This window comes from Aminobacter sp. UC22_36 (assembly GCF_044056035.1).
Lineage (GTDB): Bacteria > Pseudomonadota > Alphaproteobacteria > Rhizobiales > Rhizobiaceae > Aminobacter.
The window spans coordinates 4,941,125-4,964,064 of record NZ_CP171996.1 but is presented as its reverse complement, the minus strand read 5'-3'; the positions used below and the strand labels follow the sequence as shown (position 1 = coordinate 4,964,064).

Annotated in this window: 30 protein-coding genes; 11 read left to right on the top strand and 19 right to left on the bottom strand. The window is 63.3% G+C overall.

Annotated elements, in window-relative coordinates; all coding sequences use genetic code 11:
- Positions 1–8 precede the first annotated feature (8 nt).
- The gene (locus tag ACHMW7_RS27835) at positions 9–356 is read left to right on the top strand and encodes a hypothetical protein (RefSeq protein ID WP_395448592.1); all 348 of its coding nucleotides are present in this window, start codon (positions 9–11) and stop codon (positions 354–356) included.
- 31 nt (positions 357–387) lie between these two features.
- Here ACHMW7_RS27835 and ACHMW7_RS27830 read toward each other — a convergent pair whose 3' ends face one another.
- From ACHMW7_RS27830 to ACHMW7_RS27795, 8 genes are all read right to left on the bottom strand, one after another.
- Complete coding sequence (locus ACHMW7_RS27830) at positions 388–864, bottom strand: SRPBCC family protein (RefSeq protein WP_395448591.1); 477 nt, start codon at positions 862–864, stop codon at positions 388–390.
- Positions 865–886: 22 nt separating this feature from the next.
- Positions 887–1,240 (bottom strand): MmcQ/YjbR family DNA-binding protein, encoded by a 354-nt coding sequence (locus ACHMW7_RS27825; protein ID WP_395448590.1) that lies wholly within the window; start codon positions 1,238–1,240, stop codon positions 887–889.
- Positions 1,241–1,244: 4 nt separating this feature from the next.
- Positions 1,245–2,126: a GNAT family N-acetyltransferase gene (locus tag ACHMW7_RS27820; protein WP_395448589.1), complete on the bottom strand. Its 882-nt coding sequence runs from the start codon at positions 2,124–2,126 to the stop codon at positions 1,245–1,247.
- 149 nt (positions 2,127–2,275) lie between these two features.
- Complete coding sequence (locus ACHMW7_RS27815; RefSeq protein ID WP_395448588.1) at positions 2,276–4,567, bottom strand: ATP-binding protein; 2,292 nt, start codon at positions 4,565–4,567, stop codon at positions 2,276–2,278.
- A gap of 102 nt (positions 4,568–4,669) precedes the next feature.
- Entirely contained in the window at positions 4,670–5,356 is a 687-nt protein-coding gene (locus ACHMW7_RS27810) for an SH3 domain-containing protein (RefSeq protein ID WP_395448587.1), read from the bottom strand.
- Positions 5,357–5,684: 328 nt separating this feature from the next.
- Positions 5,685–6,176 carry a signal peptidase II gene (gene lspA, locus ACHMW7_RS27805; RefSeq protein ID WP_395448586.1) on the bottom strand — a complete coding sequence of 164 codons (492 nt, stop codon included), beginning with the start codon at positions 6,174–6,176 and terminating at the stop codon, positions 5,685–5,687.
- Between the two features lie 10 nt (positions 6,177–6,186).
- Positions 6,187–7,023, bottom strand: coding sequence for a TrmH family RNA methyltransferase (locus tag ACHMW7_RS27800; protein WP_395448585.1), 837 nt, complete (start codon positions 7,021–7,023; stop codon positions 6,187–6,189).
- On the bottom strand, positions 7,020–8,090 hold the full coding sequence (locus tag ACHMW7_RS27795) for a class I SAM-dependent methyltransferase (RefSeq protein ID WP_395448584.1): 1,071 nt from the start codon (positions 8,088–8,090) through the stop codon (positions 7,020–7,022). Before ACHMW7_RS27795 ends, ACHMW7_RS27800 begins: the two co-directional genes overlap by 4 nt.
- A 143-nt stretch (positions 8,091–8,233) precedes the next feature.
- Between ACHMW7_RS27795 and ACHMW7_RS27790 the strand changes: the two genes are divergently transcribed.
- The 3 genes from ACHMW7_RS27790 to ACHMW7_RS27780 all read left to right on the top strand — a co-directional run bounded on the left by ACHMW7_RS27790 (position 8,234) and on the right by ACHMW7_RS27780 (position 9,850).
- The gene (locus tag ACHMW7_RS27790; protein WP_395448583.1) at positions 8,234–8,926 is read left to right on the top strand and encodes a helix-turn-helix transcriptional regulator; all 693 of its coding nucleotides are present in this window, start codon (positions 8,234–8,236) and stop codon (positions 8,924–8,926) included.
- Positions 8,927–9,014: 88 nt separating this feature from the next.
- A complete protein-coding gene (locus tag ACHMW7_RS27785) occupies positions 9,015–9,401 on the top strand; it encodes a VOC family protein (RefSeq protein WP_395448582.1) in 387 nt (128 codons plus the stop codon).
- A complete protein-coding gene (locus ACHMW7_RS27780; RefSeq protein ID WP_395448581.1) occupies positions 9,398–9,850 on the top strand; it encodes an EVE domain-containing protein in 453 nt (150 codons plus the stop codon). Before ACHMW7_RS27785 ends, ACHMW7_RS27780 begins: the two co-directional genes overlap by 4 nt.
- On the opposite strand, the gene ACHMW7_RS27775 is transcribed toward ACHMW7_RS27780, so the two are convergent.
- From ACHMW7_RS27775 to sppA, 4 genes are read right to left on the bottom strand one after another with little or no spacing between them, the layout of a single operon-like run.
- Positions 9,829–10,794 (bottom strand): ornithine cyclodeaminase family protein, encoded by a 966-nt coding sequence (locus ACHMW7_RS27775; RefSeq protein ID WP_395448580.1) that lies wholly within the window; start codon positions 10,792–10,794, stop codon positions 9,829–9,831. The genes ACHMW7_RS27780 and ACHMW7_RS27775 overlap by 22 nt on opposite strands.
- Positions 10,795–10,830: 36 nt before the next feature.
- Positions 10,831–11,160, bottom strand: coding sequence for a DUF1049 domain-containing protein (locus ACHMW7_RS27770; RefSeq protein ID WP_395448579.1), 330 nt, complete (start codon positions 11,158–11,160; stop codon positions 10,831–10,833).
- Positions 11,161–11,204: 44 nt separating this feature from the next.
- Positions 11,205–11,489, bottom strand: a complete 285-nt coding sequence (locus ACHMW7_RS27765) for an integration host factor subunit beta (RefSeq protein ID WP_055981346.1) — start codon at positions 11,487–11,489, stop codon at positions 11,205–11,207.
- A gap of 42 nt (positions 11,490–11,531) precedes the next feature.
- The gene (gene sppA / locus ACHMW7_RS27760; RefSeq protein WP_395448578.1) at positions 11,532–12,506 is read right to left on the bottom strand and encodes a signal peptide peptidase SppA; all 975 of its coding nucleotides are present in this window, start codon (positions 12,504–12,506) and stop codon (positions 11,532–11,534) included.
- 264 nt (positions 12,507–12,770) lie between these two features.
- Between sppA and lptC the strand changes: the two genes are divergently transcribed.
- The 6 genes from lptC to ptsN all read left to right on the top strand — a co-directional run bounded on the left by lptC (position 12,771) and on the right by ptsN (position 17,976).
- Entirely contained in the window at positions 12,771–13,490 is a 720-nt protein-coding gene (lptC, locus tag ACHMW7_RS27755; protein ID WP_395448577.1) for an LPS export ABC transporter periplasmic protein LptC, read from the top strand.
- Positions 13,459–14,040, top strand: coding sequence for an LptA/OstA family protein (locus ACHMW7_RS27750; RefSeq protein WP_395448576.1), 582 nt, complete (start codon positions 13,459–13,461; stop codon positions 14,038–14,040). Before lptC ends, ACHMW7_RS27750 begins: the two co-directional genes overlap by 32 nt.
- The gene (gene lptB, locus ACHMW7_RS27745; protein ID WP_395448575.1) at positions 14,041–14,862 is read left to right on the top strand and encodes an LPS export ABC transporter ATP-binding protein; all 822 of its coding nucleotides are present in this window, start codon (positions 14,041–14,043) and stop codon (positions 14,860–14,862) included.
- A gap of 186 nt (positions 14,863–15,048) precedes the next feature.
- Complete coding sequence (gene rpoN / locus ACHMW7_RS27740) at positions 15,049–16,581, top strand: RNA polymerase factor sigma-54 (protein ID WP_395448574.1); 1,533 nt, start codon at positions 15,049–15,051, stop codon at positions 16,579–16,581.
- Positions 16,582–16,861: 280 nt separating this feature from the next.
- Positions 16,862–17,446 (top strand): ribosome hibernation-promoting factor, HPF/YfiA family, encoded by a 585-nt coding sequence (gene hpf, locus ACHMW7_RS27735; protein WP_395448573.1) that lies wholly within the window; start codon positions 16,862–16,864, stop codon positions 17,444–17,446.
- Positions 17,447–17,511: 65 nt separating this feature from the next.
- Positions 17,512–17,976: a PTS IIA-like nitrogen regulatory protein PtsN gene (ptsN, locus tag ACHMW7_RS27730; protein WP_395448572.1), complete on the top strand. Its 465-nt coding sequence runs from the start codon at positions 17,512–17,514 to the stop codon at positions 17,974–17,976.
- Between the two features lie 92 nt (positions 17,977–18,068).
- On the opposite strand, the gene ACHMW7_RS27725 is transcribed toward ptsN, so the two are convergent.
- Positions 18,069–18,326 (bottom strand): DUF1150 family protein, encoded by a 258-nt coding sequence (locus ACHMW7_RS27725; RefSeq protein ID WP_067954857.1) that lies wholly within the window; start codon positions 18,324–18,326, stop codon positions 18,069–18,071.
- 62 nt (positions 18,327–18,388) lie between these two features.
- Positions 18,389–18,814, bottom strand: a complete 426-nt coding sequence (locus tag ACHMW7_RS27720; protein WP_109575873.1) for an Hsp20 family protein — start codon at positions 18,812–18,814, stop codon at positions 18,389–18,391.
- Between the two features lie 129 nt (positions 18,815–18,943).
- On the opposite strand from ACHMW7_RS27720, the gene ACHMW7_RS27715 reads away from it, so the two are divergent.
- Positions 18,944–19,885 carry a nucleoside hydrolase gene (locus ACHMW7_RS27715; protein WP_395448571.1) on the top strand — a complete coding sequence of 314 codons (942 nt, stop codon included), beginning with the start codon at positions 18,944–18,946 and terminating at the stop codon, positions 19,883–19,885.
- 67 nt (positions 19,886–19,952) lie between these two features.
- Here the strand turns inward: ACHMW7_RS27715 and ACHMW7_RS27710 are convergent, their stop codons facing one another.
- The 5 genes from ACHMW7_RS27710 to ACHMW7_RS27690 all read right to left on the bottom strand — a co-directional run bounded on the left by ACHMW7_RS27710 (position 19,953) and on the right by ACHMW7_RS27690 (position 22,843).
- A complete protein-coding gene (locus ACHMW7_RS27710) occupies positions 19,953–20,567 on the bottom strand; it encodes a LysE family translocator (protein WP_395448570.1) in 615 nt (204 codons plus the stop codon).
- 69 nt (positions 20,568–20,636) lie between these two features.
- On the bottom strand, positions 20,637–21,536 hold the full coding sequence (locus ACHMW7_RS27705) for a ribokinase (RefSeq protein ID WP_395448569.1): 900 nt from the start codon (positions 21,534–21,536) through the stop codon (positions 20,637–20,639).
- 66 nt (positions 21,537–21,602) lie between these two features.
- Complete coding sequence (locus tag ACHMW7_RS27700) at positions 21,603–22,067, bottom strand: hypothetical protein (RefSeq protein ID WP_395448568.1); 465 nt, start codon at positions 22,065–22,067, stop codon at positions 21,603–21,605.
- Positions 22,068–22,082: 15 nt separating this feature from the next.
- A complete protein-coding gene (locus tag ACHMW7_RS27695) occupies positions 22,083–22,565 on the bottom strand; it encodes a hypothetical protein (RefSeq protein ID WP_395448567.1) in 483 nt (160 codons plus the stop codon).
- Positions 22,532–22,843 carry a hypothetical protein gene (locus tag ACHMW7_RS27690; RefSeq protein WP_395448566.1) on the bottom strand — a complete coding sequence of 104 codons (312 nt, stop codon included), beginning with the start codon at positions 22,841–22,843 and terminating at the stop codon, positions 22,532–22,534. The genes ACHMW7_RS27695 and ACHMW7_RS27690 overlap by 34 nt, the downstream gene beginning before the upstream one ends.
- Positions 22,844–22,940 lie beyond the last annotated feature (97 nt).

The window sequence follows — 22,940 nt, the reverse complement described above, 5'->3', positions numbered from 1 at the left end:
AGGCTGGCATGATCGAGCGGAAACGGCCGCGCCAACTCGCTGCCATCCTTGGCTACACGGCACTTGTTGTCGCGCTGCCCATCGCTGTGCTGGGGCTGATGCCGGCGAACGAATACAAGGCCTGGGGCGGGGGCGGCATCGACTGCGACAGTCCTGGGCCGGTGCTGTTCTTCGGTGTGCTGGGACTTGCCATCTATGGCGCGGGTGCCGTGCTGAACGGCAGGCATTTCAGGAAACCCTTGCGGCTGCTGGTCGCCGGCATCTGCGTGCTGGTCTGCCTGGCACTGATCCCCAACCTTGCCGATGCTCTGACGGAGCAGCGACTGAACGCGCTCGCCACTGACACCTGCGGTTGATCTGGACACCTCATCCGGCAGGAGCCGTTGTCTAGGCCATGACGAAGGCCGCGAGGTTTTCGAGCGACGAGGCGATTCCCTTTTGATGGTCGCGTTCGCTGATACCAGGTGGCACGTTTTCGCAGCTGACGGTGACCCGTGTGGCGCTTCCGACCGGTTCCAGCGCCGTCACGATCCGCATCGTCCCGGCAAAGGCGGGATCGTCCGATTCGAATTCGACAAGCTCGACGACGCGCCGGCCCGGCACCAGCTCGGCAAACCGGCCTTCGAAGACATCGGCATTATCAGTGGTCTTGCCGTGCCCACCGTCGCCCTCGTAGATGAAGGCCATGCGGAAGGTGCCGCCTTCGCGCGCATCGAAGGCCAGGACTTCGCCTCGCATGCCCTGTGGCGGACGCCAGCTTGCTACCGCCTGAGGGTCAAGCAGGGCATGGTAGATGGTTTCGGGCGAGGCCTTGATGAGCCGCGATCCTGAATCGGTTCGTCTCGTCCCGCTGGTGGTCGCCACCTCACACGTCGCGGCCGGCAGCTCAACCGGCAGCTTGCCGCGCCTTGACCAGGCTTTTGGGCGCCTGCATCAGCCAGGCGCGTTCGAGCCGGTGATGCAGCTCGTCTGCCGAAATCGCATCGATGCGAACCAGAACCACCGGCCAGCCATGGTAATGCGCGGTCTCGAAATAAATCTGCGCCGCGGCCTCGATCAGCATCTGCTTTTCTTCGAGTGGACACATGATGGCGATCGTGTCGGCATCCTTGACGCGGCAGAGGAATTTCTTGCGCACCTGAAGGCACGGCGTACCGTAGGAGGTGGCTTCGGCGATCTCCGGCAGGCCTTCGGCTGCTGCGCGCAGCTTGTCGAAGGCGCTGGCGAGATCGTCGCCCACGGAACTAGGCAGCGAAGCGCTGCGTTTCCCCGCCGTAATAATTGATGTAGCGGGCGCCGATTTCCTTCACCGGCATGACGATGAAGACGTCGGTGGTGCCGAAATCATGGTCGATGACGCAGCCGTCGCCGATCTTGGCGCCGACGCGCAGATAACCTTTGATCAGCGGCGGCATCGCGGCGATCGCGGACTTGGCGTTGACCGCTTCGATGGGCATCAGATCCATGGCGCAATAGCGCCCGGCGACCGCCCGCACGTCCCAGTCCGCGCTGGTGCGGGAATGATGGGCGAGATAGGTCAGCGCCTCGGCATGGGCCGCCGGCACCGTGCCGTGGAAGGACGCGCAACCGGTCATGACGTCGATGTCGTAACGGTTGAGATAGGCCCAGATGCCTTGCCACAGCGCTTCGATCGTCCGCTTCGAGCGGTATTCGGGCAGCACGCAGGAACGGCCAAGCTCAAGGAAGCGCTGACCGGGATGGCGGGCGATGAGCTTGTTCAACTCAAATTCGTCGTCGGAGTAAAAGCCGCCGGCTTCCGTTGCACGCTCCTGGCGCAGCAAACGGTAGGTGCCGACGATGCGGCGATGCTCGGGACCTGATATCGAGGTGTCGAAGACCAGCAGATGATCGCAGATGTCGTCGAATCGATCGGCGTCGCGCCGTTCGATCGAGTGCAGGGCCTGCTTCTTGGCGCCGAGTTCGTCGAAGAACACGCGGTAGCGCACTTCCTGGGCGGCGGCGATTTCCGACTCGTCGCGGGCGAGGCGAACCTCCAGCGTCCCGATCCGTCCGAGCGGTGTACCTGGCAGTAAAGGTTTGGAAGGCACTGTCACCTTGGCGCCGCTGGCTTTCTGAGTGTCACTGTCCGGCAAGGCTGTATGCACGGGTGATTCTCCTTCGAGCCATCCCTCCTGGCGCGGGGATACGGTGTCGGTGCTACAGGATTGTGACAGTATCGTGATCAACCTGTCCCGGCAAGACTGAGCGGGCAAGCAACGGCGCCTAGCCGGCTAGGAAAATCGCCTCGATTAGTTCAGGCAGCGGCGCGCTGTTCGACAAGATTGATCAGAACATCGGGGTCGAGTGGCTTGGTGACAAAGCCGCTGGCACCATGGGCGAGCACCGCGTGGCGGGTCTTTTCCTGGCTGTCGGCGGACAGGACCATGATCGGCACAGCAGCGAGCCCGTGCTGCTCTTCATGCCTGCGGATGGCCGAAATCGCGTCCAAACCGTCCATTACGGGCATGTGCATGTCCATCAGCACGACATCATAGCGCCGCTTGCGATTGGCCCCGGTGACCGCCTCGACGGCAGCCTTGCCATTGTTGACGACATCGACCCGGTGCCCTGCCTTCACCAGCACAGCGCGGGCGAGCATGGCATTGATGTCGTTGTCCTCGGCGATCAGCACCGACAGGCCACGAAGATTTGGATGCTTCGCGGGCTTGGCCGCGGTGCGGCGGCTGGCGGGCTGGGGCTTGCCCTGCACGACACCCTGATTCGCCAGAAGCACCCGCAAAAGGGTCTCGCCGCGCACCGGACGGGCGAGGAAGGTCGCGTAGCCGCTGGCGCGCAATTCGCCGAGCAGCCCGCGGTCGGTCGGCGCGATCAGCGTCACCGCTTCGCTGGCAGCGAAGCCGTTTTCGCGCAACTGCTTGAGCATACGGCCGTCATTTTCCTCGAGCGCTGCATCGACCAGCAGAGCATTGCACCCCTCAGCGAAGGCGGCAGCCTGTTCGGGTGTCACGGCGATGTCGGCTCGGCCACCATGAGCACGAATGGTATCGGCAAGCGCTTCTGCTTCGGTGGTATTTTTCGACATGATGACGACGTGTCGGCCAGCCAGCGCATCGGCGTCGGCCTGCGGCGTGTCGGTCGCGCCATATGCCGGCAGCTCGAAGCCGAATTCCGAGCCCTCGCCGGGTTGGCTGATGACGGTGATCGTGCCGCCCATCGCGGTGACCAGGCGTTTGGAGATGGCCAGTCCAAGTCCGGCGCCGCCATGCGAGCGTGTCGAAGTGCCGTCGGCCTGCTCGAATTCCTCGAAGATACGCTCCACGTCCTCGGCGCGCAGGCCGGGCCCGGTATCGGTCACAGTGAAACGGATCTTGCCGGGATGGCCGTCGCCGGTGCGCTCGACATTGAGCCGGACACCGCCGGCATCGGTGAACTTGATCGCATTGCCGATCAGGTTGAGCAGGACCTGGCGGACGCGGCCGGGGTCGGCGGTGACCATCTGCGGCACATTGGGCGCGACATGGCAGCCCAGCCCGATGCCCTTGCCGAACGCGCGGGATGCAAGCAGTTCGACGACATTGTCGGCGATTTCGCGCGGCGACATCGGCTGTGGCTCGGGATCGAAGCGGCCAGCCTCGATCTTCGAATAGTCGAGAAGGTCTTCGATGAGCGCCAGAAGCGCGCTGGCGGAGGTCGAGACGGCGCCGACATAGGTGCGTTGCTCGGGCGACAGCTCGGTGTCGTGCAACAGCTTGGCCATGCCCATGATGCCGTTCATCGGCGTGCGGATCTCGTGGCTGACGGTCGCCAGGAACCGCGACTTCGCCTGGCTGGCGAACTCGGCGCGCTCGCGTGCGCCGATCAGGGCCGCTTCGGCGCGTTTGCGGGCAGTGATGTCGCGGGCAATCGCCCGGTGCGAAACCGCGTTGCTGGCCTTGTCGCGCACCGAAAGCTCGATCCAGGAGAACCAGCGCACGCCGCCGTTGGAGCGGATGCCGACATCGGTGGAGCTCAGGCATTCGCCATCGGCGAAGGCGGCATCGGGCACCACGCCGACATCGACGCCGATTTCCGTCAGGGTGCGGCCAGCAAGGTCGCGTGGATCCTGGCCGATGAGCTCGGCGAACACCTTGTTGGCATAGACGATGCGGCCGTCGCGATCGCGATGGACGACAAGGTCGCCAAGCGCGTCGATGAGGCCGCGGAAGCGCTCTTCGCTTTCCTGCAGCTCCCACATCCGGTCGGCAAGGGTCTCGATCTCGGCGCGATTGCGAGAGGCGTTTTCGGTGATCGCTTCGGCGGCCCGTGCCCGCTCGCCAAGGCTGCGCGAAAGTAGCACCATGCCGGCAAGGCCGATGGCAAACAGGCTTATGCTGATGAAGGCTGGCGCGCCGGTCAGATGCGCCAGGCCAGCAAGCACCAGCACGGCGACGAGTATCGTGAAATAGAGGCCGCGTGGCGGCTCCTTCGGCAATGCCGGTGCGAGCGAAGGCGGCGTGATGATGCGGCGAAGCGACTGCGTGTCGGCGTCGACCATCGTCACGCCTTGCGTCGTCTTTTCATCAGCTGTGCCCGACTCCGTCATCATGGCGGAAGCCTAGCATCGAGAGCTTAGGGAAGATTTTGGCAGATAGATCGAATTTTAGCGGTCGCGGCGTTTTCGGGAATATGACTGCCGGGAATACTACGATTACTGGACGTAGCTCTTGTAGACGTAACCGCGCTTGCCGTTGAAAACGATTTCGCACCATTGCGTGCACGACACCAGTTCGACGGCGGTCTTGGCCGGGATGACGCTGAGCACCTGGCCACCCTTTTGCGGGGTGGCGCGCATGTTCACCGAGCGCTTGATGGTGGCTTCCTTGCCGCCCTGGCTGATCTCGTCGGCAGGCTTCGTCTCCGCTTCGATTGCCTTGACGGCGGCGGTCTCGGCCGGATCGGTCTTGGCGAGCGCCAGCGTTGCTGTCTCGGTCGGGTCCCTGGCGATAACTTTTTCGGCGCCCGGGATAGCCGGCATGGCTTCGAGCGGCTGGGTCGCGCCTGCTGCCACGACCTGCGCCCAGCGCGGATCGGCAGCCAGCGGCATGTCGGAGGCTTCCTCTGCCGCAGCGTCGGAAACCAGGATCGAGCTGCGCGCGGCGGCGACCCGTTCCTTGCGACCGGTCGGTTCGGCAGTGATGGTGGTGATCTTTTCTTTTGCCGGTTCGGCGGCTTCCTGCACGGTGTCGGCCGAGTGCTGGCCCATATGTGGCAGGATGAACAGGGCAGAAACGGCGGTCACGCTCATCAGCGCGGTCATCGCCAATACACCGCAGACCAAGCCGCGGTTCGGCGCGTTCTCGCGCCAGGAAGCCGGCTCGGCTTTCGTGAACATCATCGCGGAGCGCGGCTGATTTGCTGCGCCCAACCCGAAGGGCATTTTCACTAGCGACTCTCCACTCAGGCCCCAAGTGCTCGGAATAGTGAGCATCCCCAGCTGTCGTTCCGGCCCGCAAATCTACGCCGCGTGACCACCAGACAGTTCAATCGGTACCTTTCGGCCCGTCCACCGAACGCACCATGATGAGCGATTGTGGCAGACCTTGGACCCGATTGCGACCTTCGTGAAAAAATTCTTAACCGCTTAGTGAAGTCTGTGGGTAAGCTGCCGTTGACCTCACGGCTTCGTCACAAATTGTATTGTGACTTGATCGCTGCCATTCCGCCTATTCGTCGGCGGCCTTGGGCTCGCTGCGACCGCGTCGCCAGGCCAGGAACTCGTCGAACACGACCAGTGCCGCACCGACCGAAATGAAGGCGTCGGCGAGGTTGAAGATGGCAAACGACCACACCGGAGTGTGGAACAATATGTAGTCGATGACGTGGCCGTAGACGGTCCGGTCGATGAGGTTGCCAAGCGCCCCGCCGACAATCAGCGCGAAACCGAAGCGCGAGATGATTTGTGCCGGCGTGGTGCGGATCGCCAGATAGCTGACGAAGGCAACGACGATCGCAGTCAGCGCGATGAGCCCGGTGTCGCCGACGCTGGAAAACATCGAAAAGGCGATGCCGGTGTTGTAGGTGCGGTAGAGCGCCAGGAACGGCAGCACGTCGACCTTCTCGTGCATGACGAGATTGGCTTCGACGAGCACCTTGATCCACTGGTCGAGCGCCACGGCGAGCGCCGTCACAATCCCGTAGAATGCTGCTGACTTCACCCGCGGGCTCCTAAAGCTTCAGCGCGTTGCGCCGGATCTCGAAAAGCATGACGCCGGTGGCGACAGCGAGATTGAGCGAATCGGCACGGCCGGCCTGCGGGATGCGCAAAAGCTTGTCGCAGGCATCGGCCAGATTGTCGGGCAGGCCCTGCTGCTCGTTGCCCATCATCAGCACAACCGGACGATTGCCGAAGTCGACGGAGCGGTAGTCGACAGCACCCTTGAGATGCGTGCCGGCGACAGTACCGGCAAAATCCTTGCGCCAGGCGAGGAACGCTTCCGGATTGGTCTTGGCAACGGGCACCGCGAAGATCGAGCCCATGGTGGCGCGCACGGTTTCGAGCGAGAACGGATCGGTCGTTTCGCCAACCAGGATGATGCCCTTGGCGCCAACAGCATCGACGGTGCGGATGACAGTGCCGAGATTGCCGGGATCGCGCACGCGGTCGAGCGCCACCCAGACATCGTTGCCCTTCGGGCGGACATCCTTGAGCGGCACGAAACGCTGGCCGAATACGCCGACTACCGCCTGCGGATTGTCGCGGCGGGTGATTGCCGTCAACACCTTTTCGGAGACTTCGAGCACATCGCCGCCTGATGCGACGGTGCGCGCCGCCACTTTTTCGACAGCCGCATTACCGAGCGCGGACTTGGCGAAGATCAGCGTCTTGATCGTCCAGCCGAGATCGAGCGCGTCGATCACCAGCTTCAGGCCTTCGGCCATGAAGGCGTTCTGCTGGTCGCGGAATTTCTTCTGCGCCAGCGCCTTGATGTCCTTGACCAGCGGGTTGGCGAGGCTGGTCACTTCCTTGACGCGGCCCGGCGCTCCAGTGCGGTGTTCGCTCATTTGGCCACCCAGCGCGAAAAGAGGGATGTCGAAAGCGCGCGTCCCGCCGATTTCTCGCGGATGACCAACTCGCCCGACTCAATGGTGCCGCCCATGCCGGCGAAGGTGTCGCGCATCAAGGCATGGATGGCGAAGAACGAGGCACGGATCGAATAGGCGGTTAGAACCACGGCCAGCGGCTTCGGTGTCAGGATCGAGCGGCAGATGTCGGTCATGGCAGGCAGGCTCTCGAACAGCTGCCAGACCTCGCCCTTGGGCCCGCGGCCATAGGCCGGCGGGTCGAACAGGATGATGTCGTAGCGGCTGCCGCGGCGCTCCTCGCGCTCGACGAACTTCATCGCGTCCTCGCAGATCCAGCGGATCGGCTTGTTGGCGAGACCGGCCATCTCCTGGTTCTCACGGGCCCAGCCGATGGCCTTTTTCGAGGCGTCGACATGGGTGACTTCGGCACCGGCGCGGGCGGCGACCAGCGAGGCAAGTCCGGTGTAGCCAAACAGGTTGAGCACCTTGACCGGGCGCTTGGCATCCACGATCAGCCGGGCCATGTGATCCCAGTGCGTCGCCTGCTCGGGAAACACGCCGACATGGCGGAACGAGGTGAAGCGGCCTTGATAGTGCAGCCCGTCATGACGCATCGGCCAGGTTTCGCCGAGCGGCATCTTGGGAAAACGCCAGCGGCCGAGACCTTCCTCGTCGGTATCGCCAGTGAAGACGGCGTCGGCGCGCTCCCATTCCTTGGCCGGAAGCGCGCGTTGCCAAATCGCCTGGCCCTCGGGCCGCACGATGCGGTAGGGGCCATATTGCTCGAGCTTGAGGCCCGCGCCGCTGTCGAGCAGCGCGTAGTCGTCATTGGGCGAGACCTCGAGGATCAGCGGCAGCTTTTCGGCGGGCAATGCACCTTCGCGGCGGACGAGCTTGCGCGGCTCAGACTTAGGTTCAGGTGCTGTTTCTTGCCTGGGAGCAGGGCGATGCTCCTCACGGGCACGCACAGGCGCGGACGCTGAGGCAGCCCCCTTGCGGGGCGGCTGAGGCCGGCTGTCGCGGCGCTTGTCACGCGGGTGCTTCAAGAAATCGGTTCTCCGGGCGGTTGGCCGCTTTTGGCATACGGCCCAGAACTCCGCAACCTGACGGGAGGTCGCGTGCGCGGACGTGCCGGTCTTTCGGCTGCTCCGGCATCGGACTATCGTGCGGCCGAATGCCAGCGAGAATCATGTCGCGCTCCGAACGCCTGCTCGATCTCATCCAGATTTTGCGCCGCCACCGTCGACCGGTGAGCGGGCTTGTGCTCGCTGGCGAACTCGACGTCTCGATCCGCACGCTCTACCGCGACATCGCAACGCTGCAGGGGCAGGGCGCGCCGATCGAGGGCGAGCCGGGTATCGGTTATGTGCTGAAGCCCGGTTTCATGCTGCCGCCGCTGATGTTCACCGACGAGGAGATCGAGGCCATCGTGCTCGGTTCGCGCTGGGTCGCCAAGCAGCCTGACATGCGCCTGTCGGCCGCAGCCACCGATGCGCTCGCCAAAATCGCCGCCGTGCTGCCCGAAGACCTGCGCGATGAACTCGACGCGACCGCGCTGCTGGTCGGTCCGAGCGTCGGGGCGACGCACGAAAGCGTCGACCTTGGCGTCATCCGACAGGCGATCCGCGCCGAGCGCAAGATCGAAATGAACTACCAAGATGCATCCGGGACAGCGTCGCGCCGCACCGTTTGGCCGTTCGCGCTTGGCTTCTTCGACAAGGTTCGGGTGGTCGTGGCGTGGTGCGAGATGCGCCAGGATTTCAGACATTTTCGCGCCGACCGCATTTCCGATCTCCAAGCGACCGACGCGCGCTATCCCAGGCGGCGGCTGGTGATGCTCAAGGAGTGGCGGGCAACCCTCGACTCGTCGAGAAACCTTTGATCGCTACGAGAAAGCTTTGATCGCTACTGCCAGAATCTGACAGTGGCTTCGCCTAGGCTCTTCCTTGTTCGAAACAAGGAAAACAGCGATGCGCAGCCCCAACTTTATCATCCTCTATGTCGACAGCCCCAAGGCCAGCGGCGCTTTCTACAGCAAGCTGCTCGGCCGTGAGCCAGTCGAATCGTCGCCGACCTTCGCCATGTTCGTGCTCGATGGCGGCTTCAAGCTCGGCCTGTGGTCGCGCCATACTGTCGAGCCGGCTGCGGCTGCGGCCGGTGGCGGTGCCGAGATCGTCTTTGCCCTCGATACGCCAGCGGAGGTCGACGCCACCCATGCGGAATGGGTCGGTCGCGGGCTAAAGGTTCTTCAGGGGCCGACCGACATGGATTTTGGCCGCAGCTTTGTCGCACTCGATCCCGACAATCATCGCCTGCGCGTCTACTGCCTCGATGAAGCCGCGGTGGCGCCGTCATGAACACCGGCTGCTGGCTTGCCGTCGCCTCGGCCGAGCATGTCAGGCGTGGTCGGGCCGGCGGCTTCATGCAGGTCTGCCATGGCAAGGCAGCCCCCCTGCATCGCATCAAGGCTGGAGATGGCGTCATCTATTATTCGCCGTCCATGGTCATGGGCGGCAAGGATGGCCTGAGGTCCTTCACCGCCATCGGTTGGGTGCGGAAGGGCGACCCCTACCAGTTCGACATGGGTGGCGGCTTCCGGCCGTTTCGCCGCGATATCGATTGGGCGGCGTCTCACGAGACGCCGATCGCAATGCTGCTCGGACGGCTCGATTTCACCGCCGGCCGCAATTGGGGCTATCAGCTCCGCCTCGGGCTCTGCCCACTCAGCGAACACGACTTCCGCCTGATCGCGGGAAGCCATGGATGCGGAGATACGTCTCAGGGCTACCGCTTGAGCGCCTTGTAGACGGCGATGCCGGCGGCGAGGTCTTCGAGTGCCGCACCCACCGACTTGAACAGGGTGATCTCGTCCGCCGACTGGCGGGCGGGCTTCTGGTCGCGAGCGAGCTCATGCAGGTCGGCGACGATGTCGTCGGCCTTAAGAACGCCAGCTGCAATCGGCTGGACGATGTCGCCGGCTTCCTTGGTCGCACCGGCGCGGGTGTCGACATAGACGCGCGCCTTGCTGATCGCCGCGTCGTCGGCCTCGCGCATGCCGGGCGTGAAGCCGCCGACAAGATCGACATGGCAGCCCGGCTTGAGCTTGGCGCCCTTGACCAGCGGGGTCGTCGAGATCGTGCCGGCGGTGATGATGTCGGCCCAGCCGAGTTCGGCATCGAGATCGGAGACGGCGGTTGCCTCAAAACCTTCGCCGCGCAACGAAGCGGCCAGCGTTTCGGCGTTGGCGAGCGTCCGGTTCCAGACGCGGATCTGCTTGATGGGACGAACGGCGGCGTGCGCCCGAGCCAGGAATTTGCACTGCGCGCCAGCACCGATCACCAACAGTTTCGAGGCATCCTTGCGCGCCAGATAGGAGGCGGCCAGGGCCGAAGCGCAGGCCGTGCGCCATTGGGTCAGGCGCGGGCCGTCCATCAGCGCCTGCGGCTCGCCGGTGACCCCGTCGAGAAGCAGGTAGAGCCCGACGACCGCCGGCTTGGCGATGTCGTTGTTATCGGGCGAAACGGTGACGATCTTGACGCCGATATGCCCGTCGGCGCCGGCGCCCGCAGCCTTGAAGTCGGTCCAGGCCGGCATCAAAAGCAGGGTCGAATCGGTGCCTTTGGCGCGCTCGACAGTGTGATGATGGCGCACCGGCTGCACCGCACCTTCGCGGAAGGCCGAGCGCAGTGTCTCGACCAGTCCGGGAAAGGTCAGTGCGCGGTCGATGTCATCGGCCGAAAAATGCAGCATGGAATTCTCCCTGAAAGGTCGTCGCGCCGGAGCGGATCAGTTGGGTCGCGGCAGGGCCGGGCCTTGCGCGACCGGCGGCCGCTGGGCCGCTGCCTGGCGCAGGCTCTCGGCTTCGAGGCCGCGCTGGCGGGCGACCTTGCGGAAGCGGCCCTGCTTGAGCCAGGTCACCGCGCCGCCGAGAATCACCCCGAACGCCAGTGCCAGGAACAGGAGCACGAACAGCGGCGCCTGGATGGTCAGCGCCGGGTTGCCCGGATTGAACGGATCGAGCGTGAATGCCGTCGGGCCGCGGTTGGCGACGGCGAGTGCGATCAGCACGATCGCCACCGGCACGAATACAACGATGAGCATGAAGCGGTTGAACATGGATATTCCCGTTTAAAGCCCCGCCGCCACAGCCGACTGGCGGCTTACTTCGCGGAGTTCAGCCGCTCGCGCAGCTCTTTGCCGGTCTTGAAGAACGGCACCCACTTTTCCTCGACCTCGACGGATTCGCCGGTACGCGGGTTGCGGCCGGTGCGCGCCGGACGGTTCTTGACCGAAAAAGCGCCGAAGCCGCGCAGCTCGACGCGATTGCCATCGGCAAGGGCGTCGGTGATTTCGTCGAAGATGGCGCTGACGATGTTCTCGACATCCCGCAGGAACAGATGCGGATTGCGTGTGGCAATGATTTGCACCAGTTCAGACTTGATCATGTGCTCGGTCCCCGTCGAGATAGTGATGATTTTATTTGTTTTTCAGCCGCCTGACACAGCTTTTTCAGCCTGCCAGAGCGACAGCATACCGTCAAGGAACAAGCGGTCGGCGCCCATCTCCTTGATCAGCTCCGAGGAGAAATCGCCAACGCCGAGTGCCCGACCGAGCGCCTGGGCAAGTGCGTTCGGCAGGAAGAAGCTGCCTGTGCGGGCGGGCTTCCACTCGATGACTTCGAGCTTGGCATCGATCCCCTTGGTGCCGAGCCAGGCGATGGCCTGATCCTCGCCGCCGACCTCGTCGATCAGCTTGTTGGCGAGCGCCTGGCGTCCGGTCCACACCGAGCCGTCGGCAAGGGCGGTGGCTTCGGCCTTCGACAGCGAGCGGCGGTCGGCGACGATGCCGACAAACCAGTCGTAGCTGTCGAGAATCATGTTGCGCATCATGGCGCGTTCTTCGTCGGTCGTCGGGTTGAATGGCGAGGGTTCGGCCTTCAGCGGTGACGACTTGATCTCCTCGAGCTTGACGCCGAGCTTGTCCATCAGGCCGGTCAGGTCGGGAAACTGCACCAGGACGCCGATCGAGCCGACGATGGACGACTTGCGCGCCACGATGTGATCCGACGCCGAGGCGATCATGTAGCCGGCGGATGCCGCAAGCGTGCCGACCTGGGCAACGACGGGCTTCTCGGCCGCGAGCTTGCGCACGGCATCGAAGATCGCTTCGCCGCCGGCAGTGGTGCCGCCGGGCGAATCGATCGACAGGATCACGCCCTTGACGGAGGCCGCCTTGCGGACTTCGTCGAGCCGGCGCAGCAGGTCCTCGTCCTCGGTGATCGTGCCTTCGATCCGGACCTTGGCGATGTGGTCGCTGGTCACGCCGGGAATTCGCTCGCCGGCAAGCCATGTCGACATGCCGACGATGGCGAGGGCTGCAATCAGGAAGGCTGCGACCCGCCAGAAGGTCAACTTGCGCCGCAAGCGGCGTCGGTCGATCAGATCGTCGGCTTTCATGGACATGGCGTGCCTCGCATGCTGTGCAGGCTTGCGCTTTTAAAGCAACGCATTGGCGAGAGCCACAGCTTTCCTGACGCAGCTGACGTTGCGGGACTTGGGATTTGTAAGCTAAATAGCCATATTGGGGTTTGCATTTCGGCTGCCGGACGCGGGGCATCAGTGCGTTCGGCCGCAACTCTTTGACCTTATGGTCATATTTTCGTGGCTTTCATCCGCTTCACCGTGCCCGCCTGCAGGCGGCGTAGGTAGTTCAGAAGGACATTTCAGTTGGCGCGACCGATCGAGACGAGTGGCGGCGGTGGCGGCGTTGCGGTGGAAACCGCAATCGCGCTTGCGACTTCGCGCGCCGATGCTTTCGATCTTGCCGCGCGCCATTCGCGCCGCGTCCGCTTCCTCAAGCGCGCTTTGCCGCTGGCGGCAGTGGTGCTTGCCGTGCTGTTTGGCGGCTATACTTATCTTGCCGCGCCGCCTTCCATTCAGGTCAAGGCGGAAGGTGCCGCCTTCTCCGAAGGCAAGCTGGTCATGGCCAAGCCCCAGCTCAGCGGCTTCACCCGCGACAACCTGCCTTATTCGATGACCGCGGACCGTGCCGTGCAGGATCCGGCCAACCAGGGTGTCGTCGAGTTGCTCGGCATCGACGCCAACCTGCCGATCTCAGCCGACAACATTGCCAAGGTCGATGCGGCGCGCGGCGTCTACGACCGCGAGGGCAATACGCTCAATCTGACCGAGCAAGTAATCGTAAAGACCAGCGACGGTATGGTCGCCAAGCTCAAATCGGCGTATCTCGACATGGGCAGTGGCGCGATGAAGTCTGACCAACCGGTCGAAATAAGCCTTGACGGTTCGAGGATCACGTCCGATTCGATGTCCATGCTCGAAAACGGCAAGGTTGTCGTGTTCGAGAAAAAGGTACGCGTGGACATCGATCCCGCGCGGATGAAGGCGGCGCAGAATGGCAGCGGAGGCGGGAGTGCGGCAAATTAGGTCTTGGCGGTCATTGGCCGCGTTAACATGCGCGGGCGTCGTGCTTTGCACCGCCGGCGCTTTTGCGCAAGACAGCCAGAGCAGGCTGTCGGGCCTCAAGCTTTCCGGCGACCAACCTATCCAGATCGAGAGCGACAAGCTCGAGGTCCGCGAATCGGAAAACCTGGCGATCTTCACCGGCAATGTCAGTGTCACCCAGGGTCCGACTGTCATGAAGTCGGGCAAGATGACCGTCTATTACGCCAAGGATGGCGGCTCGGCCGCCACCGGCTCGGCCAACATCGACAGGCTTGAGGTCGACGACAAGGTCTATGTGAAGTCCGACAAGCAGGTTGCCACCGGCGACCGCGGCACCTTCGACATGAAGACCGAAGTGCTGGTGATGTCCGGCAAGGAAGTCGTTCTGTCGGAAGGCGACAATGTCCTTGTTGGCTGCAAGCTCACCGTGCAGATGAAGACCGGGCTTGCCCAGGTCGACGGCTGCAACAAGGGCGCCAAGGGCAATGGTCGCGTCATGATGTCGATCACACCGGGTTCGCAGAAGAAATAAATGACTGAGGCATCCTCGCTGTTGTCGCGTCTGAAGCCCGGCTCGGCGCAAAAACTTGCCGCGCCCGCGACGACAGGCAGTACCAAGAACGGTAAGTTCAAGGGCACGTTGATCGCCAAGGGCCTGACCAAGAGCTACAAGGGCAGGCAGGTGGTGTCAGGCGTGACGCTGGGCGTGCGGGCCGGCGAGGCCGTTGGTCTGCTCGGCCCCAATGGTGCTGGCAAGACGACCTGCTTCTACATGGTGACAGGGCTTGTGCCGGTCGATCAGGGCACCATCGAGATCGACGGCTTCGACGTCACGGCGATGCCGATGTACCGCCGCGCTCGTCTCGGCATCGGCTACCTGCCCCAGGAGGCCTCGATCTTCCGTGGCCTGTCGGTCGAAAACAACATCCGCGCGATTCTCGAAGTGGTCGAAAAGAGCCGCAAGGAGCGTGAGAAGTCGCTCGATGCGTTGCTGGAAGAGTTCCACATCAGCCATCTCAGGAAGGCGCCGGCGATCGCCCTTTCGGGCGGCGAGCGGCGGCGTCTTGAAATCGCCCGCGCACTGGCCAGCCGGCCCAACTACATGCTGCTCGACGAGCCGTTTGCCGGTATCGATCCGATCGCCGTCGCCGACATCCAGCAACTTGTCCGCCACCTGACCAAGCGTGGCATCGGTGTCCTGATCACCGACCACAACGTCCGCGAGACGCTGGGCCTGATCGACCGCGCCTACATCATCCATGCCGGCGAGGTTTTGACCCACGGCCGCGCCGACGAGGTTGTCGCCAATCCCGATGTCCGCCGGCTCTATCTCGGCGAGGGCTTCACGCTCTGACGGCTGCCTACAGCGCAACGTGCCGGCGAAATGCGCAGCTTACATTCGCTATTGCCGGGTAATGCGCCGGCAATAGCGTGCCCAGACCCCCAATCTGCTTGACATGCAAAAGCCGGGCCAGTTTTATCGGCTGGCAGGCGTGCCGGTTTTCGGCAGTCTTGGAACGGGATCGGGTCACAACAGTTTATGGCGCTGTCGGCGAAACTACAGCTACGGCAGTCGCAATCGCTGGTGATGACGCCACAGCTGATGCAGTCGATCAGGCTGCTACAGTTCACCCACACCGAGCTTGAACGTTTCATCGACGACGAGATCGAGCGCAACCCGCTGCTCGAACGCATCGAAGCGCCTGAAGACGCACCCGACCAATTTCCGAAAATTGAAACCCAAGGCGAGGCAAATCCCGCCACCAGCGAGGATTGGTTCGAAGGCGAGGCCGGCTGGAGTTCGGAGGCGATCTCCGAGAAGCTCGATACCTCGCTGGAAAACCTGTTTCCCGACGACCCCGGCGCTGTCGAGCGCATGGGGCCAGACCTTGCCATGCAATGGAAGTCGGCGTCCCCCGGCTCCAGCTCGGGCGGCGCGTCCGAAGGCTTCGACATGGAGGACATGGCAGCGGCAGCCATCACCCTGCGCGATCATGTCGGCGAGCAAATTTCCTTTGCCTTTGTCGACCCTGCCGAGCGACTCGTTGCCTCCGAGCTGACTGACTGGCTCGACGAAGCTGGCTATTTCCGTGGCGAAACCGATGAGATCGCCGGGCGCTTTGCCGTAGACGAGGCATTTGTGCAAAGAGTGCTCGTCGGTTGCCAGGGCTTTGATCCGGCCGGACTGTTTGCCCGCGATCTCGCCGAGTGCCTGCGTATCCAGCTTGTCCGCCGCGACCGCCTCGACCCGGCGATGGCCGCACTGATCGACAATCTCGACCTTCTGGCGAAACGCGACTTTCACAGCCTCAAGCGCCTCTGCGGCGTCGATGAGGAGGACCTGCTTGCCATGCTGGCCGAGATTCGTGCGCTCGATCCCAGGCCTGGCGGCGGCTTTGGCGGAGGTTCCACCGATACGATCGTGCCCGACGTCGAGGTCCGGCAGGCTGCCGATGGCAGCTGGGCGGTTGAGCTCAACCCTGACACGCTGCCGCGCGTTCTGGTCGACCAGGTCTATTTCGCCCAGGTGACTGGTCGCACCAAGGATGCTGCCGAGCGCAACTTCCTCAGCGAATGCCTGCAGAACGCCAACTGGCTGACCCGCAGCCTCGACCAGCGCGCCAAGACCATCCTCAAGGTCGCCTCGGAGATCGTTCGCCAGCAGGATGCCTTCCTGGTCCACGGCGTGCGCCATCTCCGGCCGCTCAACCTGCGCACGGTGGCCGACGCCATCGGCATGCATGAGTCGACAGTGAGCCGCGTCACCGCCAACAAATACATGCTGACGACGCGTGGCGTGTTCGAGCTGCGCTACTTCTTCACCGCTTCGATCGCCTCGGCCGAGGGTGGCGACGCGCATTCGTCGGAGGCCGTGCGCGACCGCATTCGGCAGATGATCGAGGAGGAACAGGCCGCCGATGTGCTGTCTGACGATGCCATTGTGGATATCCTGAAGAAAAGTGGTGTCGACATCGCCAGGCGCACGGTCGCCAAATATCGCGAAGGCATGAACATCGCTTCATCGGTGCAGCGCCGGCGCGAAAAACGTGCGATAGCAGGCACGGCCAGCTAGGCCGAAAGGCGCGGATTTGCGGCCATCCGGGCCGTTGATTGACAATCCTTAATGAAGTGTCTAGAAGCCCGCCCGCATGAAGAGGGCTAAGCCCACCAAGGAAAGATGCGGCACAGGATGGCTTGCGACACGAGCCAGCGGCTGCCGGTGGGTGGCCCAAGATCAGCCGACAAGTTCGGACTTAAAATTGGTGTGACAAGCGAGCCAACGCTTGTTTGCATCTGCCACGGGTATAAACTCGGACCGGTTTGAAGTCTGAACAGAAAAGGTCAGTTTTCAGATGAGCCTGCGCATATCAGGAAAACACATGGACGTCGGCGATGCGTTTCGTACGCGCATTGAAGGACGTATCGGCGAAGCGATCGGCAAATACTTCGATCGCGGCTTCTCCGGGCACGTCAACGTCGTGAAGGCCGGCTCGCGCTACACCGCCGATTGCGTGGTACGGCTCGATTCGGGCATGTCGTTGCAAGCGACCGGTGAGGCTCAGGAACCGACTGCCGCGTTCGACGCGGCGGCCGACAAGCTCGAAACTCGCCTCAGGCGCTACAAGCGCCGGCTGAAGTCGCACAATCTGGGTGCCGGCAACGGTGAATTGACCGATGTTGCCTATTCGGTGGTCGCAGCACTCGTCGATGATGACGAGGATGTGCCCGAAGATTTCGCACCCGCCATCGTCGCCGAGTCGACGATGATTCTGAAGACGATGTCGGTGGCATCAGCCGTCATCGAACTCGACACCAAGGATAGCCCTGTTGTGGTCTTCCGCAATGCTGGCAACGAGCACCTCAACATCGTCTACCGCCGGTCCGATGGAAACATCGGCTGGATAGATCCCTCGACCGCAAAGGTCGCCCAGGGATAGTCGCCGCCGACCGCATGTGGGGTTTTGGGGCAATGCGGCGGTGAGCACAGCAAGGGAATTTCAGCATGGATCTGAGTGATCTGATCGAGGCTCCGGCAATCATGCCGGCCTTGAAGGCGAACTCGAAGAAGCAGCTTCTGCAACTTCTCGCCGAAAGGGCCGCAGCGATTTCCGGTATCCCCGAGCGGGAGGTGTTCGACACCATCCTTCAGCGCGAGCGACTTGGCTCGACGGGTGTCGGCAATGGCATTGCCATCCCGCATGGAAAGCTCGCAGGCGTCAAGCGGATCACCGGCGTCTTTGCGCGCCTGGAAACGCCCGTCGACTTCGAAGCACTTGACGACCAGCCGGTCGATCTCGTCTTCCTGCTTCTGGCCCCTGAAGGGGCCGGAGCCGACCATCTCAAGGCGCTGTCGCGCATCGCACGCGTGTTGCGCGATGCCGACACCGTGGCCAAGATTCGCGGCACGCGCGATTCGTCGGCGATCCACGCTCTGCTGTCGGAAACGCCGGCGTCGCACGCCGCCTGATTCGATTTTTCGGAAAAGCTTGGGAAGGGCCGCATCTCGCGGCCCTTTTCCGTTTCGCCACCCTGTCGCCGGCTCGAAGCCAGCGCTTGAGGTTAGTGGATGGCGACGGTCGTCAGGTCGTTTTCCATCGCACCCGCAAGGGCGCGGTCACGCGCGTCGGACAACAGGATAGGTTCGCCGGTGGCGGCAAACAGCGCCCACAGCTCGAGGCCGGGATCGATCTCGGTCAGGCCCGGGAAGCGGCCGCGCAGATCGTCGCTGGATACCTTCCTGAGATAGGCAACGGAGCCTTCGCCGAGATGGGCGAGTTCGCCCGTGGTCATCGTGTGTCTCTGGGCAGTATTGGGCATTGTAGCCTCCTTCTAGCCAGGATGCCGTCTCGGCCATCCCGCATGAGAGCCATCGGCAGTGCTTAGTCTGCTACCGATATGTTTATTTTCCGTACCAGCCGCTCGGCTTCCGGTCGGTCGAGATCGACCGAGAGCAGACCGTTCTTCAGATCGGCCGCGATCACCCGCATCCCGTCGGCAAGCACGAAGCAGCGTTGGAACTGCCGTGAGGCGATACCGCGATGCAGGAACTCGCGCTCCTTGTCGTCGCTCTGTCGGCCACGCACGATGAGCTGGTTCTCCTCGACGGTGACTTCGAGATCGTTTTCGGCGAAACCTGCCACCGCAAGCGTAATCCGCAGCCTTTCGCCCCGTTCGTCGGCATCCCTGATGCGTTCGATGTTGTAGGGCGGATAGCTGTCGCCCGACTTGGCAAGGCGCTCCAGCGTCTTTTCCATCGTGTCGAAGCCCAGAAGAAGCGGGCTCGAGAAGGGCGTCATACGGCTCATGTTACAGCTTGTCCTCCGAGAGCGACATAATGCGGAAAAACCCGGATGGCATTTTCCCGTCTGTTGTTGATATGGTCCGCCCCGTCGGCAACTTCAAGACTGCAAAAAACTGCCCAACAAGGAAAGAAAATGCCCGTACCGCGCAAGATTATCATCGACACTGACCCCGGTCAGGACGATGCCGTCGCCATACTATTGGCGCTGGGGAGCCCCGAGCTCGACATTCTGGGAATTACCGCCGTCGCTGGCAACGTGCCGCTGAAGCTGACCGAAAACAATGCCCGCAAGATCTGCGAACTGGCCGGTCGCCCCGACATCAAGGTTTTTTCCGGTGCCATTCGTCCGCTGATGCGCGAACTGGTCACCGCCGAGGAAGTCCACGGCAAGACCGGCCTCAACGGCCCCGACCTGCCCGAACCCAAGATGAAGCTGCAGGAGCAGCATGCCGTCGACTATCTGGTCGAGACGCTGATGCGCGAGGAAGCCGGCACCGTCACGCTGTGCCCGCTCGGCCCGCTGACCAACATCGCACTGGCCCTGATCCGCGAGCCCAGGATCGCCCCGCGCATCAAGGAGATCGTGTTGATGGGCGGCGGCTTCTTCGAAGGCGGCAACGTCACGCCGTCGGCCGAGTTCAACATTTATGTCGACCCGCATGCCGCAGACGTGGTGTTCCGCTCGGGCGTGCCGATCGTCATGATGCCGCTCGACGTCACCCACAAGGCGCTGACCACGACCAAACGCATCGACGCTTTCCGCAAGCTCGGCACCAAAGTCGGCCTGGCGACTGCCCAGATGCTTGAATTCTTCGAGCGCTACGATGAAGGCAAGTACGGCACTGACGGCGGTCCGCTACACGATCCGTGCGTCATTGCTTACCTTATCAAGCCCGAACTGTTCCAGGGCCGGCTCTGCAACGTCACCGTCGAGACGGCCTCCGAGCTGACCATGGGCATGACCGTTGTCGACTGGTGGGGTGTCACCAAGCGCCCGAAGAACGCAACCTTCATGCGCGACATCGATCATGACGGCTTCTTCGCGCTACTGGTCGAGCGCCTCGGCCGGCTTTAAGGTCAAGCGTCAAACAAGAAAGGGGCGGCACGAGGCCGCCCCTTTGCATTCCTGACTGCGCGAATCCCTATTTCGCCCGCGAAAAGGCCAGCCACACGCCGCCGCCGACAAGGAACGTGCCGCTGATGCGGGTCATCAGCTTGAGGCGCTTGGCCGACAGGAACTTGCCGGCGCGGCCGGCGGCAATCGCATAGGCGGAGTCCGACATTGCGGCGAACACCATGGCGGTAACACCCATGATGACGATCTGCTGGGCATAGTTGGCGCTCGGGTCGATGAACTGCGGGATGAAGGCGCCAAAGAAAATCAGCGTCTTGGGATTGCTGATCGCAACCAGGACGCCCTGCAGGAAGAAGCCGCCGCGCGGCCGCTTGGGCAGACCGTCGGCGGCAAGCTCGCCACCCGAGCGGAACATCTGGATGCCGAGCCAGATCAGGTAGGCAGCGCCCAATAGCCTGACCCATTCGAACCAGTGGCCCATCGCCTCGATCATCTGGTTGAGGCCAATGCCGACAATGGCGATCATCATGGCGACGCCGATCTGGGTGCCGGCGGCGTTGGCGAGCCCGGCGCGCGTGCCGTGCCTGATGCTCGAGGCGATGATCAGCGTGACTGTCGGTCCGGGGATCAGCACGATGACGATGCAGGCGACGACATAGGCGGCGTAAAGCTCAAGCGACATGTTCCGTTCCTCCAGCGGTCACTCGGCACTAAGCACTGAGATTTTACGCGTGTCCAGAAGGCCCCCTGTTCAACCCTCGAGTGCCGCATCCACTTCGGCGGCGAGCGGGATGGCCGGCTGGGCGCCGGGCTTCAGGCAAGCGAGCGAGCCGGCGACGGCAGCACGGCGAAGCGCTTCGGCCAGGTCGAGGCCCGACGACAGGCCAGCGGCCAGATAGCCGCAGAAGGTGTCGCCGGCACCGACTGTGTCGACCGGCGTGATCTTGAGCGCGTCGACATGGACCAGTTCGTCGCCCCTGGCGGCGAGCACGCCATCGCCGCCGAGTGTGACGATGACGGTAGCGCCGGTGCTGCGGGCGAATGCACCCATCCGCGCCTGCCGCTCGCCGGCCGGCAGGGACAGTGCCTCGGCGTAGAGATCGAATTCGGTTTCGTTGGCGACGACATAATCGGCCTTGCCGACGAAGCTCGCGGCTTCGGCACGGAATGGGGCGGTGTTGAGCATGGTTACAGCGCCTGCCTTGCGTGCGGCCTCGAGTGCGGCATCCACCGTCGCAAGCGGGATCTCGTGTTGGAGCAGGACGACATCGCCCTTGTTGAACTGGGCCTTGGTGAGATCGCCTGGAACCACCGAGCCATTGGCGCCAGGTACCACCGCGATCATGTTCTCGCCGTCGCCGCCGACCAGGATCAGCGCGATGCCGGTGGCTGCCTGGATTTCCGCAACGCCGGAAAGGTCGACGCCGCCGCCCTTGAGATAGGCGACAGCCTCGCCGGCGAAGGCATCCTTGCCGACCGCGCCGACCATCCGCACCAGAGCACCGGCGCGCGCCGCGGCGAGCGCCTGGTTGGCGCCCTTGCCGCCGGGCGCGGACTTGAAGTCGCCGCCGGGAACGGTTTCACCTGGGCCGGGAAGGCGGCCGACGGTGGCGATGAGGTCGAGGTTGATGGAACCGACAACGGTGATCACGGCAGTCTCCTGAAAAGTCGGGCGGAAACTACCCTGTGTCGCGTGCGCTTGCCAGATGGCGTTGTGTCATTCGCAGCGGAACACGACCTGTGCCTGGTAGGAGCCGGCGGGAAAGATGCCGGTCGATTTGGTGGCCGTCAGGTTGACCGGAACAATCCTGGTGCCGTTGGACACGCGCGTGATCGTGCTGCCGCCATAGGTCACGCTATCTACGGTGTAAGAGGAGGCGAAGGTCACGTTGGCATCGCCTCCGCTCGGAGCCGACAGGAAGTTGACGGGTGCAGGCGCCGACAGGCCGTAACAGTCGAGCAGGTTGAGGATAGAACACAGCACCGAACTGGTGGTGACGCTGACCGAGGCAGCCGAGCCGCCGGCCTGGGTCGAACCGAAGACATTGATGGTGGGATTGGGCGAAAGCGTGCCGTTGGTCTGGACGTTGATGGTACAGGTGCCGATGATGGCGGCTTGCGGCTGCGTCACCGCCCCAAGGCTGGCCAATACCACGATGCCCGCCTGCAGATAACGTCGCATGGCCACCACACCTCCCTATTTCGGTTTCGGCTGGCCGTCGGTCCAGCCGCTTTCTGCCCAGCCGGCCTTGGAATGCTGCACCGAGCCGGTGATGTCGCCACCGCCCGGGGCGCCCAGGCCCATCTTGAGCAGTTTCAGCTCCATCTGCAGCCGCGCGACTTCGAGCTCGTAGAGCTTGGAACAGTCGAGTCGCTTGGGTGTGCGGCCGATCGGAATGACGACGCGGCCGTAGGTTGCGATGTCGTTGTTCTCGCGGTTGTTGCCCTGGATCACGCCGACGTCGAGATAGGCGCCGCTGCCCGAGACAGCCGAACGACAGGTGGTTCCGTCCGCGGCACGCACCTCATCCTGGCCTTGCGGCAAGGTCACGCCCGGCAGGGAAAAGCCACTCTGGTTCTGGTTGAGATTGTAGACGTCCTCGGCCCAGGACGCGCAAGGCGTCAATGCGGCGAGGCTCGTGAGCGTCAGAAACGCCGCTGTCCGAGAAATTTTCCGCATATTTGAGCCTTGATCTGCGTCTGTTCATTTGGAAATGGCACGCTTTCCGTACAGATACGCACTTTACGCTCATTGCTGCCGTCGAACGGGACGACAACCAGCACCGGTCGCGAAGCCTCGGCGCCCAGCATGAAGCTGTCTGGCGCTACCTTCGCATCGACCGGCTGGAAGTCCTGGTCATAGACGCGGACATCGATCCGAATCTTCTTGTTGTAGGGATTGGACGGAAAGACGCGGACGGCGAAGGCGTCGGTGAAGCTCGTCACCTCGCCGCGCATCGGCGACATCGATTGGCCGTAGGCCGAGCTAGCCGCCAGAGCCATCCCGAGAAATGGAATTGCCAGACTTCGCAACATCAAGCTCTCCCTGTCGTTC